At 65.7% G+C, this 14,124-nt stretch carries 17 protein-coding genes; 8 read left to right on the forward strand and 9 right to left on the reverse strand.

The window, feature by feature from the left end:
- Positions 1–93: 93 nt before the first annotated feature.
- Entirely contained in the window at positions 94–315 is a 222-nt protein-coding gene (locus XH93_RS12965; RefSeq protein WP_194473800.1) for a hypothetical protein, read from the forward strand.
- A 142-nt stretch (positions 316–457) separates the two neighbouring features.
- Here the strand turns inward: XH93_RS12965 and XH93_RS12970 are convergent, their stop codons facing one another.
- Both XH93_RS12970 and pdxH read right to left on the reverse strand, forming a co-directional pair.
- Positions 458–1,210, reverse strand: a complete 753-nt coding sequence (locus tag XH93_RS12970) for an SDR family NAD(P)-dependent oxidoreductase (RefSeq protein ID WP_139487416.1) — start codon at positions 1,208–1,210, stop codon at positions 458–460.
- A gap of 100 nt (positions 1,211–1,310) precedes the next feature.
- Positions 1,311–1,952 (reverse strand): pyridoxamine 5'-phosphate oxidase, encoded by a 642-nt coding sequence (gene pdxH / locus XH93_RS12975; protein WP_194473801.1) that lies wholly within the window; start codon positions 1,950–1,952, stop codon positions 1,311–1,313.
- A 105-nt stretch (positions 1,953–2,057) separates the two neighbouring features.
- Between pdxH and XH93_RS12980 the strand changes: the two genes are divergently transcribed.
- Both XH93_RS12980 and XH93_RS12985 read left to right on the forward strand, forming a co-directional pair.
- Complete coding sequence (locus XH93_RS12980) at positions 2,058–2,465, forward strand: RT0821/Lpp0805 family surface protein (RefSeq protein ID WP_233286747.1); 408 nt, start codon at positions 2,058–2,060, stop codon at positions 2,463–2,465.
- Positions 2,466–2,639: 174 nt separating this feature from the next.
- Positions 2,640–3,596: a DnaJ C-terminal domain-containing protein gene (locus tag XH93_RS12985; RefSeq protein WP_139860518.1), complete on the forward strand. Its 957-nt coding sequence runs from the start codon at positions 2,640–2,642 to the stop codon at positions 3,594–3,596.
- Between the two features lie 579 nt (positions 3,597–4,175).
- Here XH93_RS12985 and XH93_RS12990 read toward each other — a convergent pair.
- On the reverse strand, positions 4,176–4,940 hold the full coding sequence (locus XH93_RS12990; protein WP_139487420.1) for an anti-sigma factor: 765 nt from the start codon (positions 4,938–4,940) through the stop codon (positions 4,176–4,178).
- 69 nt (positions 4,941–5,009) lie between these two features.
- Positions 5,010–5,498 (reverse strand): sigma-70 family RNA polymerase sigma factor, encoded by a 489-nt coding sequence (locus XH93_RS12995; protein ID WP_139487421.1) that lies wholly within the window; start codon positions 5,496–5,498, stop codon positions 5,010–5,012.
- A gap of 175 nt (positions 5,499–5,673) precedes the next feature.
- Here XH93_RS12995 and XH93_RS13000 point away from each other — a divergent pair, with 175 nt between their 5' ends.
- From XH93_RS13000 to XH93_RS13015, 4 genes are all read left to right on the forward strand, one after another.
- A complete protein-coding gene (locus XH93_RS13000; RefSeq protein WP_194473802.1) occupies positions 5,674–6,273 on the forward strand; it encodes a histidine phosphatase family protein in 600 nt (199 codons plus the stop codon).
- 248 nt (positions 6,274–6,521) lie between these two features.
- Positions 6,522–7,610: a chorismate synthase gene (aroC, locus tag XH93_RS13005; RefSeq protein WP_194473803.1), complete on the forward strand. Its 1,089-nt coding sequence runs from the start codon at positions 6,522–6,524 to the stop codon at positions 7,608–7,610.
- Between the two features lie 50 nt (positions 7,611–7,660).
- Positions 7,661–8,854 carry an adenylate/guanylate cyclase domain-containing protein gene (locus tag XH93_RS13010; RefSeq protein WP_194473804.1) on the forward strand — a complete coding sequence of 398 codons (1,194 nt, stop codon included), beginning with the start codon at positions 7,661–7,663 and terminating at the stop codon, positions 8,852–8,854.
- Positions 8,855–9,125: 271 nt separating this feature from the next.
- Positions 9,126–10,004 carry a DMT family transporter gene (locus tag XH93_RS13015; protein ID WP_194473805.1) on the forward strand — a complete coding sequence of 293 codons (879 nt, stop codon included), beginning with the start codon at positions 9,126–9,128 and terminating at the stop codon, positions 10,002–10,004.
- Positions 10,005–10,021: 17 nt separating this feature from the next.
- On the opposite strand, the gene XH93_RS13020 is transcribed toward XH93_RS13015, so the two are convergent.
- Together XH93_RS13020 and clpS are read right to left on the reverse strand one after the other, a co-directional pair.
- Entirely contained in the window at positions 10,022–10,786 is a 765-nt protein-coding gene (locus XH93_RS13020) for a hypothetical protein (protein WP_246799608.1), read from the reverse strand.
- A gap of 231 nt (positions 10,787–11,017) precedes the next feature.
- Positions 11,018–11,323 (reverse strand): ATP-dependent Clp protease adapter ClpS, encoded by a 306-nt coding sequence (clpS, locus tag XH93_RS13025; RefSeq protein ID WP_139486168.1) that lies wholly within the window; start codon positions 11,321–11,323, stop codon positions 11,018–11,020.
- A 228-nt stretch (positions 11,324–11,551) separates the two neighbouring features.
- On the opposite strand from clpS, the gene XH93_RS13030 reads away from it, so the two are divergent.
- On the forward strand, positions 11,552–12,403 hold the full coding sequence (locus XH93_RS13030; protein WP_139861118.1) for a DUF1194 domain-containing protein: 852 nt from the start codon (positions 11,552–11,554) through the stop codon (positions 12,401–12,403).
- Between the two features lie 5 nt (positions 12,404–12,408).
- Here the strand turns inward: XH93_RS13030 and XH93_RS13035 are convergent, their stop codons facing one another.
- The 3 genes from XH93_RS13035 to XH93_RS13045 form a co-directional block, all read right to left on the reverse strand.
- On the reverse strand, positions 12,409–12,903 hold the full coding sequence (locus XH93_RS13035) for a GNAT family N-acetyltransferase (RefSeq protein WP_194475133.1): 495 nt from the start codon (positions 12,901–12,903) through the stop codon (positions 12,409–12,411).
- A 2-nt stretch (positions 12,904–12,905) separates the two neighbouring features.
- Positions 12,906–13,208 (reverse strand): DUF1778 domain-containing protein, encoded by a 303-nt coding sequence (locus XH93_RS13040; protein ID WP_139486170.1) that lies wholly within the window; start codon positions 13,206–13,208, stop codon positions 12,906–12,908.
- A gap of 66 nt (positions 13,209–13,274) precedes the next feature.
- Positions 13,275–14,108 (reverse strand): nucleotidyltransferase domain-containing protein, encoded by an 834-nt coding sequence (locus XH93_RS13045; RefSeq protein WP_194473806.1) that lies wholly within the window; start codon positions 14,106–14,108, stop codon positions 13,275–13,277.
- Positions 14,109–14,124: the final 16 nt, after the last annotated feature.

The following is a 14,124-nucleotide window of genomic DNA, read 5'->3' on the forward strand; positions in this document are numbered from 1 at the left end:
CCTTATTTCCTCTGCTAAAATTTGAGTGTTGCGCTGAACGTTTGGGCGAAACTTGTCTGCGATAACGCCCGCCTCGAAAGCCGGAGGACAGCAATGGTTGCGAAAATCATAACGCCACGGCGTAACGTCATCGACTTTGCGCGCTATCAACAGGACCGCGCTTCAGGCAAGGTGCAGGCGATCTCGCCGAAGCTTTGCCGCTACTGTGGCGCTGCGCTGCTTGATGGTGAGAACGAAGACGAGTGCTCCAGCGCGCTGAACGACATCGCGCTGCAGCCGCGCGAGAAGAAGCCGCGTCGGTTCTACGCAGACTAGAGGCTCTCGCCTCGGAGAGGCAGAAGCCTCGTTTGCGTTGTTACGCTTATGCCTGCCAAGTGAAGCCATCCCTGGAGTGCGGCCGCGGCGGCGGCCGGGATCGCTTCGACCCCTTCCCCGAACAGACCAGCCTATCCATCGCTCAGACGTGCTGACCACCGTTAATGTGGATTTCCGCGCCGTTCACGTAGGAGCTGGTTTCCGTGCACAGCACGTAGATGATCTTGGCGACTTCGTCCGGCGTGCCGAGGCGATGCATCGGGATCTGCTGGTCGACGATCTTCTCGGTGCCCGGCGACAGGATCGAGGTGTCGATCTCGCCTGGCGCGATGGCGTTGACGCGGACACCGACGCGTCCGAAGTCGGAGGCCATCTCGCGCGTCAGCGCCGCCAGCGCCGCCTTCGAGGTCGCGTAGGCCGCGCCTGCGAACGGGTGGACGCGCGAGCCAGCGATCGAGGTGACGTTCACCACGGCGCCCTTGGCGTGCTTCAGCTCTTCGAGCAGGCCGCGGGCCAGCATGATCGGGGCGAAGAAGTTGACGCGGAAGACGTGCAGCCAGGCCTCGACGTCGGTGTCCATGGTGCCGAGCCGCGCGCCGCCGGCGCCCTTGGGCGAGATCGCGGCATTGTTGACCAGCGCGTGCAGTTCGTCATTGACCAGCCGCTTGCGGATTTCCGCGATGGCTCGAACGGTGTCGTCATGGTCGCCGAAGTCGACCTCGATGTGGTCTTCCGGGCCCGCGCCCCAGGGGCAGACTTCCGGGAAGGCGTGCCGCGAGCAGGTGATGACCCGCCAGCCGGCGGAGGAAAAACGGATCGCGGTGGCATGGCCGATGCCGCGGCTGGCGCCGGTCAGGAGCAGCGTGCGCCGCGGAGCATTGGATGACGGGGGCATGTCGACCTTTCAGCGTTGAACGGCGTCGCGCGTCTAATAGAGCGTTTTCAAGCGAAGTGGGTACCGGTTCGCGTAAAGAAAACGCGTCAACCATAGGGCGTCAGGGATAGAGCCGCACCTTCGACCATGCGCCATCCGCGCCGTCGCGGCGGAATTCGATCCGGTCGTGCAAGCGGAACGGGCGGTCGTGCCAGAACTCGAAACGCTGCGGCGTGATCCGCCAGCCGCTCCAGCCCGGCGGCCGCGGCACTTCGCCGATCATGTATCGCGCGCCGACCTTTGCAATGGCCTGCTCGAAGGCGAAGCGGCTCTCCAGCGGCTGCGACTGCTTGCTGGCCCAGGCGCCGATCTGCGCCTGCTTCGGCCGGGTGGCGAAATAGGCGTCGGCCTCGGCGTCGGTCACCGGTGTCACCGGCCCGCGGATGCGGACCTGGCGGCGCAGCGATTTCCAGTGGAACAGCAAGCCGGCCTTGGGATTTGCGGCGAGCTCGCGGCCCTTGGCGCTGGCGATGTGGCTGTAAAAGACAAAACCGTCGGCATCAAAACCCTTCATCAGCACCATCCGCACGTCGGGCAGACCGTCGGCATCGACGGTGGCGAGCGCCATCGCGTTCGGATCGTTCGGCTCGGACTTGACCGCTTCGGCAAACCATTCGGCAAACAGGGCAAACGGCTCCTCTGCTGCGGTAAAATCACCCGATGTTAACGGTGCCGGGTGTTTGATGGAGGTCGTGTCGGTCATGGCAGGAGTCCCGATTTGCGTCCGCCCGCGTCACAGAACGCGTTGTTAGCCCTATATAGGGCATGGGAAGGCGTTGGCCTATCGGCGATCCGCCCCGCGGGCGCGATGGTGACGCTCATTCTCATCGGTGTCGGCGCCAGCGGCTGCAGCCTGTCGCGCGGCGATGCCTTCGCGAAGATGGACGACAAGGACGTCACCGGCGCGCTCAAGCCAACCCAGGTCAGCGCGCCGCCGACCGACAGCGATCTGGCGTTTGCCCGCAACGCTGCCTCCGACGTGCTGACAAGGGGCAACAAGGATTCCAGCCAGCCTTGGGAAAATCCCGAGACCGGCGCGCGCGGCTCGGTGACGCCGCTGGCCCAGGCCTATTCCGGCGAGGACGGCCGCACCTGCCGGGATTTCCTCGCCAGCTATGTCAATGGAACCACCGAGAGCTGGCTGCAGGGCGCCGCTTGCAAGACTGGACAGGGGCGGTGGGAAATCCATACGCTCAAGCCCTGGACCAAGTCCTGAAGCGCCTTGGCCGTTGGTCTTGGCCATTGAGACGAAGCCAGCGCCGGACTAGAAGCGTTTTCGAGCGCGGATACCGGTTCGCTAGTTGCAAAAATGCCACTGAGGCCCCAGATGAAGAGAAAGCGGGCCCAATGGGTTCCGAACCTGATTATTCCCGTGAAGGAGACGTGACGGATGCGCGACCCCTATGAGGTCTTGGGGGTGCCGAGGAGCGCCAGTGCCGCAGCGATCAAGAGCGCCTATCGCAAGCTCGCCAAGAAGCATCACCCCGATAGCAACAAGAATGACCCGAAGGCGGCCAACCGCTTTGCGGAAATCAATTCGGCCAATGAGATCATCGGCGACGAGGACAAGCGCAAGCAGTTCGACCGTGGCGAGATCGATGCCGAAGGCAAGCCGCGCTTCCAGGGCTTTCCTGGCGGCGGCGCGGGCGGCCGTGCCGGTCCCGGCGGCTTTGAGTACAGCTTCCGCACCGGACCGGGCGGCAGCGGCACCATGGGCGGCGGCAGCTTCGAGGACATCCTCAACAGCATGTTCGGCAATGCCAGCCGCGGCGGTGCCCGCGCGGGACGGTCCAACCCGTTCGATTTCGATGGCGGCGGGGTCGGCGTCGATCTCGATCTGTCGGTTGCGATGACGGTGACGCTGGAGGAGTCGGTGAATGGCGGCGACAAGCGCGTCCGCCTGCCGACCGGCCGCGAGCTCAACGTCAAGATCCCCGCCGGCGTCGTCGCCGGCCAGCAGATCCGGCTGAAGGGGCAGGGCGAGACCGCGCAGGGCCACCCGCCCGGCGATCTCCTGATCACGATCTCGATCGCGCCGCATCCGTTCTTCAAGGTCGACGGCAACGATCTCAGGGTCGATCTGCCGGTCACGCTCTATGAAGCGGTGCTCGGCGGCAAGGTCCGCGTGCCGACGCTCGGCAGTGCGGTCGAATTGTCGATCCCGAAGAACACCTCCAGCGGCCGCACCTTCCGCCTCAAGGGCAAGGGTCTGCCGAAGGCGGGCGCCACAGGCGATCTCTACGTCACCACCCGCATCATCCTTCCCGACGGGAACGATGCCGAGCTTGAGGCATTGATGCAGAAGTGGCGGGATCAACACCCCTATAATCCGCGCGATCTGGGCTAGAGCTATTTCCGTTCCGATGGGATCGGAACGGAGCTCTGGGTTCTTGTCCCGAGGCGTTTTCGCTACGCGAACCGGCATCCGCTTCGCTGGCAAACGCTCTCGCCGCCGCGCGCGCTCGAGGCGCGAAAACTGCTCTGCTCCGGATTCTTGCGGGTAGACAGGACGTGCCGCGAACGCGTCTATAGGTGGCAGACGCCAGCGTCCGCTTCTGCGGCGAGCAGAGCGGTCACGCCGGCGGCTCCCAAAAGGAGTGCGGCCTCGAGAGGGGGACCAGCGCGGTACCAAACCCCAATCGAGGCCGCGTGCGCCGATCGGCGGATCGTGCGCGGCATCATCTTCGCGTGATCATCCGGTACGATATTGAGACGCGGCAATGGCGCGACTCGAAATTTTCGATGTCGGAATTGGGACGCTGAGTGAGGCCGGATTCACTCACCGGCATAGCTCGTGTTTCGGCTCCCGTAGAACTACGGGACGGCGCAAAGAATGGGATGAATCGGCATCGCGCTCTAGCGTCGTCGCCCACGATCTCTCGCGCTTTGAGGCTGCAAGGCCGCTTCGCATCTTCCGAATCATGCTTTAGCCGCCGCTTTTCTCCATCTGGTCGTAGACCGACTGCGCGACCTGGGTCAGGCGGTTACGGTCGTTGCCGCCTGAGACGACATAGGCGACGCCGCGATCGGCCCAGAACAGCGCGCCGTCGCCGCCCTGGACGGCGTAGCGCATCTGGGTCGCCTCGGTCTTCGCCTTCGCCGTATAGACCGTGAAGCGCTCACCGGACGCACCCTCATACATCAGGAACGAAGCCGGGCCGCTCGGTCCGGGCAGCAGCCGGCCGCCGACCAGCTTCAGCCCGGCGAGCTCCGGCGCGCGGACGGCCCAGCCGCAGCGCTTGGTCAGCCAGGCCTGCAGATGGTCGCGCTCGCTGCCGGGCACCTCGACCGGATGGCGCACCTCGACCACATACAGTCGGTGCGCGTCGAGCGCATCGACCGTAAAGCTCTGGAAGGTCGACGGCGCCGCCGCAGCGCCGCGCGCCACCCAGCCGATGCCGCCGCCGGCGATGAAGGCGGCGAGTGTCGCCGCCACCGCGCCATAGATCCAGCGCCGCGGCTGGCGCTCCAGCCGCTCCAGCTCGAGCCGCTTCGGCACCGCCTCGTCCAGCACGCCGTCGTAGCGCGCATGCAGCGCGTCGGCCATCGCGCGCCAGGAGTGGACCCGTGCCGCTTCGTCGGGATGCGCCGCGAGCCAGGCCTCGACATCGCCGCGGCGTTCGGCCGGCAGCTCGTTGTCGACGTAGGCATGCAGCTCGTCTTCGGTGACGGGGATATTCGGCTCGGTCATATCAGTTGTCTCTGTCAAATCCTGTTCGAAAAACACCCATGCACAACGCTGTCGTCACGCACTCTGTCATCATTTCACCCGCCTGAGCGCCGGGCGCTCGCCGTCCAGCACCGCCCTGACATGGGCGCGGGCGCGGGCGAGGCGCGACATCACGGTGCCGATCGGCACGCCCTGGATATCGGCGACCTCGCGGTAGCTCATGCCCTCCAGCATCACCAAGAGCAGCACCGAGCGCTGCTCCTCGACCAGCGTCGACAGCGCGCGCTCGATGTCGCGCCCCTCGGCCTCGGTGCCGCTGGCGTCGGCGTTGTTGTCGAGCAGCGGCATCAATGGCGGCCGCCGCGCCAGCGAGCGGCGGCGGTTCTTGTTCAAATTGGTCAGGATCGTGTAGAGCCAGCTCCTGATGTCGCCGCCGAGGAACAGCCGCTCCGAGCGCAGCGCCCGCACCAGCGTATCCTGCACCAGATCGTCCGCAATATCGCCGTCACGCGTCAGCGCGCGCGCGTAGCGGCGGAGCGCCGGAATCATGGCCTCGATGCTTTGACGAAACGCGGTCATGTATTCCAGTCTTCGCTTATCTCGGCGGCAACCGCCTTATCCAACATAACACCCCAATTGCGTGCCTATTCCGGCAGCGCCGTCGTGCGCGCATGGCACCGTCGCCGCGACCGATTTGGGCTGTACCCGGCCGGAGTGCTGGTGTACCTCGACCCCCGCAAGCAGCGAATACGTAATGCCAATGCCGACGATCTACTACATTCGCCACGGCGAGACGTCATGGAATGCAGAGGGCCGGCTGCAGGGCGTGCAGGATATCGCGCTCAACGAGCTCGGCCGCCGGCAGGCAGCGCATGCCGGGCGCGTCCTCGCCGATCTACTCGCGCGCGACCGACGCGACAAGGCGCGGCTCGTGTTCGTCGCAAGCCCGCTGATCCGGGCGCGCGCCACCATGGAGCTGGTGCGCGGCGAGCTTGACCTGCCGCCGGGCGACTACGCGCTCGACAGCCGGCTGCGCGAGATCGGCTATGGCGCGTGGGAGGGCTCGACGCTGGCGCAGGCGCAAGCCGCCGAGCCCGCGCTCTATGCCCGCCGCCAGGCCGACAAGTGGACGGTGTCGGCGCCGGGTGGCGAGAGCTATGTCGAGGTGCAGGCGCGGATGACCGACTGGCACCGCTCGGTCACCGCGGACACGGTCACTGTGGCCCATGGCGGCACCGCGCGGGCGCTGATGGTCGCGCTCGGCCACGAGACCCCGGTCAGCGCCGCGGATCTCTTCATCGAGCAGGGTGCGGTGTATGTGTTCGGCGAGCAGGGCTTGCGGAAATATAGTTAAGGGACGCGCAACTCCCTCCCTCGCGTGCGACAGTCTGCCGTCGCAGGGAGGCGCACTGCCAATATGCGCAAAACAACCCCATGCAAAGTAGCCGGCGGCCCCCCGTCGACCGACACGGCGACTTGACACGTCGGGCAACTCAGGGGTATTCTTCCATTATTCCGAAAACTGCAGGCGCGGCTCGCCCCCTGGGCCCGGGCATGACGAACCTGTTTGACGCTGCTGACCCCGCGCGTTACCACACAGCCATGTCCTTCAACACCTTCGGCCATATGTTCCGCGTCACGACCTTCGGCGAGAGCCATGGGGTCGCGATCGGCTGCGTCGTCGACGGCTGCCCGCCGCTGATCCCGCTGACGGCGGAGGAGATCCAGCACGACCTCGACCGCCGTCGACCCGGCCAGTCGCGCTTCACCACGCAGCGCCAGGAGCCGGATGCGGTCAAGATCCTGTCCGGCGTGATGGCGCATCCGGAAACCGGCGTGCAGGTGACGACCGGCACGCCGATCGCGCTTCTGATCGAGAACACCGACCAGCGCTCGAAGGACTATTCCGAGATCAAGGACAAGTTCCGCCCCGGCCACGCCGACTTCACCTATGAGGCGAAATACGGCCTGCGCGATTATCGCGGCGGCGGCCGCTCCTCAGCGCGCGAGACCGCGACCCGCGTCGCGGCCGGCGCGGTGGCGCGCAAGATTTTGCCGGACGTGAAGGTGCGCGGCGCGCTGGTGCAGATGGGCCCGCACAAGATCGACCGCGGCAAATGGGACTGGGACGAGATCGCCAACAACCCGTTCTTCTGCCCCGACAAGGACAAGGCGGCGTTCTTCGAGAGCTATCTCGACGGTATCAGGAAGAGCGGCTCCTCGATCGGCGCGGTGATCGAGGTCGTCGCCGAGGGCGTGCCGGCCGGGCTCGGCGCGCCGATCTACGCCAAGCTCGACAGCGACCTGGCCTCTGCGATGATGACCATCAATGCGGTGAAGGGCGTCGAGATCGGCGCGGGCTTCGGCGCCGCCGAGCTCTCCGGCGAGGAGAACGCCGACGAGATGCGCACCGGCAACAACGGCACGCGCTTCCTGTCCAACAATGCCGGCGGCATTCTGGGCGGCATCTCGACCGGGCAGCCGGTGGTGGTGCGCTTCGCGGTCAAGCCGACCTCCTCGATCCTCACTCCGCGGCGCACCGTGGACCGCAAGGGCGCCGACACCGACATCCTGACCAAGGGGCGCCACGACCCCTGCGTCGGCATCCGCGCGGTGCCGGTCGGCGAGGCGATGATGGCCTGCGTGCTGGCCGATCATTTTCTGCGCGATCGCGGGCAGATCGGGCGCTGAACACTATATAGTGATGGTCGCCAGATCAGGTGCGCGCCTGGGGGACTGCCATGGACATGTCGGCACTGCGGGAGATCAACGAGTGGATGATCGATGGCGCGCGGTCGGCGCCGACCCCGGCGCAGATGATGGCGGAATCCTGCGAACGCGCGGTCCGGGCCGGCCTGCCGTTGTGGCGTGTCGGCGTCTTCGTGCGCACGCTGCATCCCGAGATCTACGGCCGGCATTTTTTCTGGAAACCCGGTGGCGAGGTCGAAGTCGGCTCCGTCGCTCACGATATCCTGGACTCGCCGGAGTTCGCTGTCAGCCCGCTTTCGATCGTGTTCAAGCAGGGAGTGGAAGTGAGGGCGCGGCTCGATGATCCCGCCAGCACGCGCTTTCCGGTCGTCCAGGATTTGCAGGCCGAAGGCGTCACCGACTATATCGCCCTGCCGCTGATCAACACCGATGGGCCCCCCAATGCCTCGAGTTGGACCACCAAGCAGCCGGGTGGCTTCACCGAGGAGCAGTTGAACGCGATCCGATCGATCACCGTGCCGCTGGCGCGCTACATCGAGATCGTCACCCTGCGTCGCACGGCGACATTGCTGCTCGACACCTATGTCGGCAACCGGGCCGGCGAACGCATCCTGGGGGGCCAGATCAGGCGCGGCCATGCCGATACGATGGATGCGGCGATCTGGCTGTCCGACCTGCGCGGCTTCACGGCGTTGTCAGACCGCCTGCCGGCCGAGACGGTGGTGGAGATCCTCAATCTCTATTTCGATTGTCAGGTGGCGGCGATCCGCGACCAGGGCGGCGAAGTGCTGAAGTTCATGGGCGACGGCCTGCTCGCGGTGTTTCCGGTCGACGAATATGTCGGCGACGAGGCCCAGGTCTGCTCGCGGGTGCTGGAGGCGGCGCGCGCATCCCGCGCCGGCGTCGCAGCGCTGCAGTTTCCCAATGGCGAGGCCGTCGAACGCTTCCGCTTCGGCGTTGCGCTGCATCTCGGGCGCGTGCTCTACGGCAATATCGGCGGCGGCAACCGGCTCGACTTCACCTGCATCGGGCCCGCGGTCAATCTAGCCGCGCGGCTGGAGAAGATCGCGGGCAAGCTCGGCCGCACGGTGGTGGCCTCCGAACGCTTCGCCGGCATCTGCGAGGGCGGCTGGAGCGATCTCGGCGAGTTTCCGATCGCCGGATTCGCCAAGGCCGAGCGGGTCTATGGCCTGCACGACGAGGCGCCGCGCGCCGCCGCCGGCTAAGGCGAAATGACTTTCCATTGGATTGTGCCGCAGGCTCCGCTTCACCTCGCCCCGCGTGCGGGGAGAGGCATAGGCCGCCTTTGGCGGCCGTCTCTTAGAACGCCGAGGCGAAGCCTCGGCTATGCCGCATCGCTAGATGCGTTTCGGGTGAGCGGGAGCCTCCACAAATGCATCTTTCACCGTCCTCGCGGAGGCAGCCCCTCACCCCAACCCTCTCCCCGTAAGAACGGGGAGAGGGAGCAACAGCACCTCAGCGGGAGCTAGAGGCAACATGTCGGATGCCGACGCCCAGCATCGCGCCGGCATTGCGATGATCGTCGCGGCCGCGGTGGCCTGGAGCACCGCGGCGTTCTTCACCCGGCTGCTGCATTTCGATTCCTGGACCATCCTGTTCTGGCGCGGGCTGTTCGGCGGCGGCGCGATCGCGCTGTTTCTCCTCGCCTCGCAGGGCCGACGCGGCGCGCGCGACCTCGTCGCAATGCCCGCGAGCGGCTGGCTGGTCGCCGGCCTATCGACCTTCGGCATGGTCACCTTCATCCCGGCGCTGCAGCTGACCAGCGCGTCCAATATCGCCGTCATCATCGCCATGCAGCCGTTTGCCGCCGCGGCGATCGCCTGGATCTGGCTGCGGGAGCGGGCGCGGCCCACAACATTGCTGGCGAGCCTGGTCGCGATGGCCGGTGTCGCCATCACCGTCAGCGGGGCCGGAGGCGTCGCGGATTACCGGGGGATCGGCCTCGCCCTTGTGATGATCCTGGCGATTGCGCTGATGACGGTGGTGATCCGCCGGCACAGGGACACGCCGATGATCGCCGCCGCGGCGCTCTCGAATTTTCTCGGCAGCGCGGTCAGCATTCCGTTCGGGCACGGCATCGCCGCTGTCACCGCTGCCGATCTCGGCGTGCTCGCGCTGTTCGGCGTCTGCCAGGTCGGTCTCGGTCTCACCCTGTTCACCGTCGGCTCGAGGCACCTGCCGTCCGGCGAAGCCTCGCTGATCGCCACCATCGAGACGCCGCTGATGCCGTTCTGGGTGTGGCTCGCGTTCCATGAGGCGCCGTCGGGCCACGCGCTGCTCGGCGGCGCGCTGGTGATCGGCGCCGTCATTGCCGACATCACCGCCGGCATGCGGGCGCCGCCGGCGGACCAGTGACGGACGCGCGCGGCGAGCTATCTGCCTGCGTAGGATCGCTTGAGGCCGAAGGTCAGGATCGACAGCGTGATCCAGAGCCGCAGCATCGCGAAGCTGAAGATGAAGGTGAAGTAGACCACGCTCTTGACCGGCTCGCTCACCGGCGAGGTCTGCCAGAACTGCCAGATCGCGTTGCGAACCAGCCCTTGCCCGAGGCCCAGCGCGATGTTGACCGTGCCGAGCGCGAGCACGGCGATCGCCAGCCAAAAGGCGTGCTGCGCCAGCGCCCTGACGGCGGCAAACAGCTCGACCCGGCCGGCATTGGCCTCGGCATGGACGATGATCATGAGCACCAGCGCGGCGATGGCGGCACTCCAGTATCGCCCGGCATCGGTGAACTGGTCGAAGGCCATGCCGTCGAGGCCCGCCATCAGGTTCGGTGCAAACGTCGTGAAGCCGAGCCCGGCGGCAGCCAGGGTCGCCGCCGCCATCACCAGCGTGACCCGCCACAGGATCGACAGCGACAGCCTGATCTGCTCGGCGAGGCTCAAATCACCCAGCGACGACTGGCCGCCGGCGGCCTGGATCGAACGCCGCGCGGTCGCGAAGAAGGCGAGCAGCACGGAGACGTCGGCCAGCACGATGGCGGGAAGCGCCAGTCCCGCGCCCTTGCCATAGGCGACGATCCGCAGCGCCGCCGCCATGATCAGCCAGGGCAGGGCGGGGAAGGGGCGGAACGGACCGAACGAGGTTTCCGGGCGGGTTTTCCGGTAGGATAATTGCTGACGCAGTGCGATTGACATGGCGTGTGTCGTGCCACGCAACACCTAAAGCGTGCGTCACGGCGATCGCTAAAATTGACGGCAAGGCCTGCGGCAATCTGGCGCTGAGCCGCTAAAGCGCGATGAGATTGGCGCGATGAGATTGGGTTGAATCGTCATCGCGCTTTAGCTCTTTGTTTGAGCATGATCTCCGCGCAAACGCTTCGCGTTTGTCGCGAGGGAAAACCGCTTCACACTTTTCCGGATCATGCTCTATTCCTCGGGCTCGGTGGTGAACAGCAGCGGGTAGCCCTTGGCGCGGCCGGCGTCGGTGGCGCGCGTCGCCTTGGTCTCGGCAACGTCCTTGGTGAAGACCGCGACCACGCAGACGCCGCGCTGGTGCGCGGTCAGCATCACCTTGTAGGCCTGGTCGTCGGTCATGCGGAATTCGCCCTTCAGCACCGTGACGACGAATTCGCGCGGCGTGTAATCGTCGTTGATCAGAATCACCTTGTGCAGGCGCGGCCGTTCGACCTTGGTCTTCGTCCTGGTTTTCGGTTTGACGACGGTATCGGGCATTGCCCGCCACCTCCTGACACGTTGCGCATCCGTAAGACTACTGCCTTCCGCTCCTTGTTGGAACCGGCCGATTTGCACGGGCTCCTTGCGGCAACGACACGGCGTGCAACGCGTTGTCGCTCCGCGGCGAGCGGCGTCTAACCTGAATGTGAAGGATAGATGAGATCAGCACTTTTCGCCGCCTGATTTGCGTGTCACCATGACACTCACACGACGGGAGGGCCGCGAATGCGCTGGTATGTCTCGATCGGAGCGGTGCTTGTCGCCGGCATGCTGGCCGGCGGCGATGTGGCGGGTGTTGCCGCGCCCAGCGTGGCTGCACAATCCGGCCACAGGTTTGCGGACAAGGAATCGAACCCGAGCGTCGATGTCGAGCTGATCATTGCGGTCGACGTTTCCTATTCGATGGACATGGACGAGCTCGCGGTGCAGCGCGAAGGCTACGCCCAGGCGATCATGTCCAAGGAATTCCTGCAGGCGCTGAAGGCCGGCCCGAACGGCAGGATCTCGATCACCTATTTCGAATGGGCCGCCTCCAAGGACCAGAAGCTCATCATCCCCTGGCGCGTGATCGACGGCCCGGAGACTGCGGATGCCGTCGCCGCCGAGATCATGAAGACGCCGGTCCGCCGCGCCTCGCGCACCTCGATCTCGGGTGCGATCTACTACGCGATCCCGATGTTCGACGAGAATCCGCATCGCGGGCTGCGGCGCGTGATCGATATTTCCGGCGACGGGCCGAACAATGACGGCATGCCGATCAGGCCGGCGCGCGATGCGGCGCTGGAGAAAGGCATCGTCATCAACGGCCTGCCGATCATGGTGAAGGAGCCGTCCTACTCCACGATGGATATCGAAAATCTCGACTATTATTACGAGGATTGCGTGATCGGCGGTCCCGGCTCCTTCGTGGTCTCGATCAAGGACCGCGAAAAGTTCAAGGAGGCGATCCGCACCAAGCTGCTGCTCGAGGTCGCCGGGCGCACGCCGGAGCACCACGTCGTGCCGGTCGCCGACAAGGAGCCGCGGGTCAATTGCCTGATCGGCGAGAAGATCTGGCAGGACCGCTGGGGGCGGTGAGGCGGTTATAGGGACGCAGCTATATCTGCGATTGATCTGAACAGGATCAGCGGGTCATCCTTCGACGGGATGAATCCGCGTCGCTGCCAGAACGCGGCAGCCTCGCTGTCGACTGCATTCACGATCAATGCGCGGCCACCGATTAAGCTGGCGGCTGTGACGCAACGTTGCAGAGCATGCTTGAGCAAGCCGGTGCCGACCCCTTTGCCAACCCAACTCCGGTCCGTTGCAAGCTGTCCCAGCAGTAAGCAGGGCACGGGATCAGGCGGTTGACCAGTTCGGATGGCCCGCGGCAGGCTCGTCGGGACGATCGCGGTCGGTGCAAGGCCGTAGTAGCCGATCACGCGATTGGCTTCGTGGACCACCAAGACTGCTGTGAAGCCCTTTTCCTGATTTGAGAGCGCCCGTGTCTTGAGCCACCGGTCGAGCGATGGTTTGCCACAAGAGAATGGTTCGAGTTCATGCTCGCGCGTCAGCGGCTCGGGCCCAGAGATGGCCAGCCTCAGCTCCTTTTCTTCGCGGCACCGGTCTCCCATGGTGCAGCGCGCCGGAAAAGCTCCTGCATCTCCGGCACGGGCGTGATCGGCCCGGTCACGGCCGCCATGAAGGCTTTGAAGCCCGCTGGGCTCATCCGGATTGGGATTGTCTCCATCAACACATCTTCGGCGGCGCGAACGGCCGCTTCGCGCACGAAGTCGGTGCGTGAACGTCCACGCAATGTCGCCGCTCTGTCGATGATGGCGATATCCGCGTCGGGTAATCGCATGGAAAGTGGATGATCCTTGTGTCGAACATTCCGGGGCATGCGCAATCTCCTCCCTCGATAATCTAAGCTATGTAGCGCATTTTGCAATACGCTAAGGCACGCAGATCAGGCTTTTGGTGACATTTGGCCCAAAGTCCGCTCGAGCGAACGCAGCGTCTGTAAGGCGGCGGCGTGTTCCCCGGACCCGATCAATCTCCAGATATCAGCGACGCGCTCCGTCAGTCCGCCGATCGTCACCGGAAAGTTCGCCGCCGCGCTCAGCGCGCCCTTCTCATTAATCAGATACTGCCCGTTCAGCGCGAACAGCACCTGGCCGATGCAGGCCAGCGCGCGGTAGGCGCAGCCGGCGATGTAGGTGCCGTCGCCGCGCGGCAGTGCGAGCTCGGCGTTCTCGATGCTGAACAGGATTTCCCATTGGAAACGCCGGATCAGCGCATCGCGCAGTGCCTGCGGGTAGGGCTGTGTTTTCGCCTTCAGCGCCGCGATGCGGCCGGCGGGATCGTGCAGCGGCTTGCAGAGCGCGACCTCGCCCATCCAGATCGCCGAGCAGAAGCCGTGCGGATGGCCGGGCTGGTAGTGCATGGTGACATCGCCGTTCCGGCAGGCGTCGATCACCGCGGCGACCCGGTCGATGCTGCGGTAGAGCAGGTCGACCTTGCGGCCATCGATGGTGAGCCACGCGCCGCCGACGATCCACGGTCCCCATTCGCCGAGCGGCGTCACCTGCGCCGCGTCGGGCTTGTCGACGAGCGCAGCGACCGCCTCGCGCAGCCGATCGGTGTCGAGACCGGTCGCATCCGCATAATAGAGGCCGATATCATGGTCCGATGCCGCATGCGCCGTGCCGCGCGCCCGCGAGCCGCCGAGCACGATGGCGGTAACGCCTGGAACGCCGGCGAGGACGGGGATGATGCGCGCGAGAAGGGGATCGTCAGACATCGCGCGAGACTATAGC

This window comes from Bradyrhizobium sp. CCBAU 51753 (genome assembly GCF_015291565.1).
Lineage (GTDB): Bacteria > Pseudomonadota > Alphaproteobacteria > Rhizobiales > Xanthobacteraceae > Bradyrhizobium > Bradyrhizobium ivorense.

Coding starts and splice junctions, on each gene's coding strand:
- XH93_RS12965 (WP_194473800.1), top strand. CDS start 94: ATGGTTGCGAAAATCATAACGCCACGGCGTAACGTCATCGACTTTGCG.
- XH93_RS12970 (WP_139487416.1), bottom strand. CDS start 1,210: ATGCCCCCGTCATCCAATGCTCCGCGGCGCACGCTGCTCCTGACCGGC.
- pdxH (WP_194473801.1), bottom strand. CDS start 1,952: ATGACCGACACGACCTCCATCAAACACCCGGCACCGTTAACATCGGGT.
- XH93_RS12980 (WP_233286747.1), top strand. CDS start 2,058: ATGGTGACGCTCATTCTCATCGGTGTCGGCGCCAGCGGCTGCAGCCTG.
- XH93_RS12985 (WP_139860518.1), top strand. CDS start 2,640: ATGCGCGACCCCTATGAGGTCTTGGGGGTGCCGAGGAGCGCCAGTGCC.
- XH93_RS12990 (WP_139487420.1), bottom strand. CDS start 4,940: ATGACCGAGCCGAATATCCCCGTCACCGAAGACGAGCTGCATGCCTAC.
- XH93_RS12995 (WP_139487421.1), bottom strand. CDS start 5,498: ATGACCGCGTTTCGTCAAAGCATCGAGGCCATGATTCCGGCGCTCCGC.
- XH93_RS13000 (WP_194473802.1), top strand. CDS start 5,674: ATGCCAATGCCGACGATCTACTACATTCGCCACGGCGAGACGTCATGG.
- aroC (WP_194473803.1), top strand. CDS start 6,522: ATGTCCTTCAACACCTTCGGCCATATGTTCCGCGTCACGACCTTCGGC.
- XH93_RS13010 (WP_194473804.1), top strand. CDS start 7,661: ATGGACATGTCGGCACTGCGGGAGATCAACGAGTGGATGATCGATGGC.
- XH93_RS13015 (WP_194473805.1), top strand. CDS start 9,126: ATGTCGGATGCCGACGCCCAGCATCGCGCCGGCATTGCGATGATCGTC.
- XH93_RS13020 (WP_246799608.1), bottom strand. CDS start 10,786: ATGTCAATCGCACTGCGTCAGCAATTATCCTACCGGAAAACCCGCCCG.
- clpS (WP_139486168.1), bottom strand. CDS start 11,323: ATGCCCGATACCGTCGTCAAACCGAAAACCAGGACGAAGACCAAGGTC.
- XH93_RS13030 (WP_139861118.1), top strand. CDS start 11,552: ATGCGCTGGTATGTCTCGATCGGAGCGGTGCTTGTCGCCGGCATGCTG.
- XH93_RS13040 (WP_139486170.1), bottom strand. CDS start 13,208: ATGCCCCGGAATGTTCGACACAAGGATCATCCACTTTCCATGCGATTA.
- XH93_RS13045 (WP_194473806.1), bottom strand. CDS start 14,108: ATGTCTGACGATCCCCTTCTCGCGCGCATCATCCCCGTCCTCGCCGGC.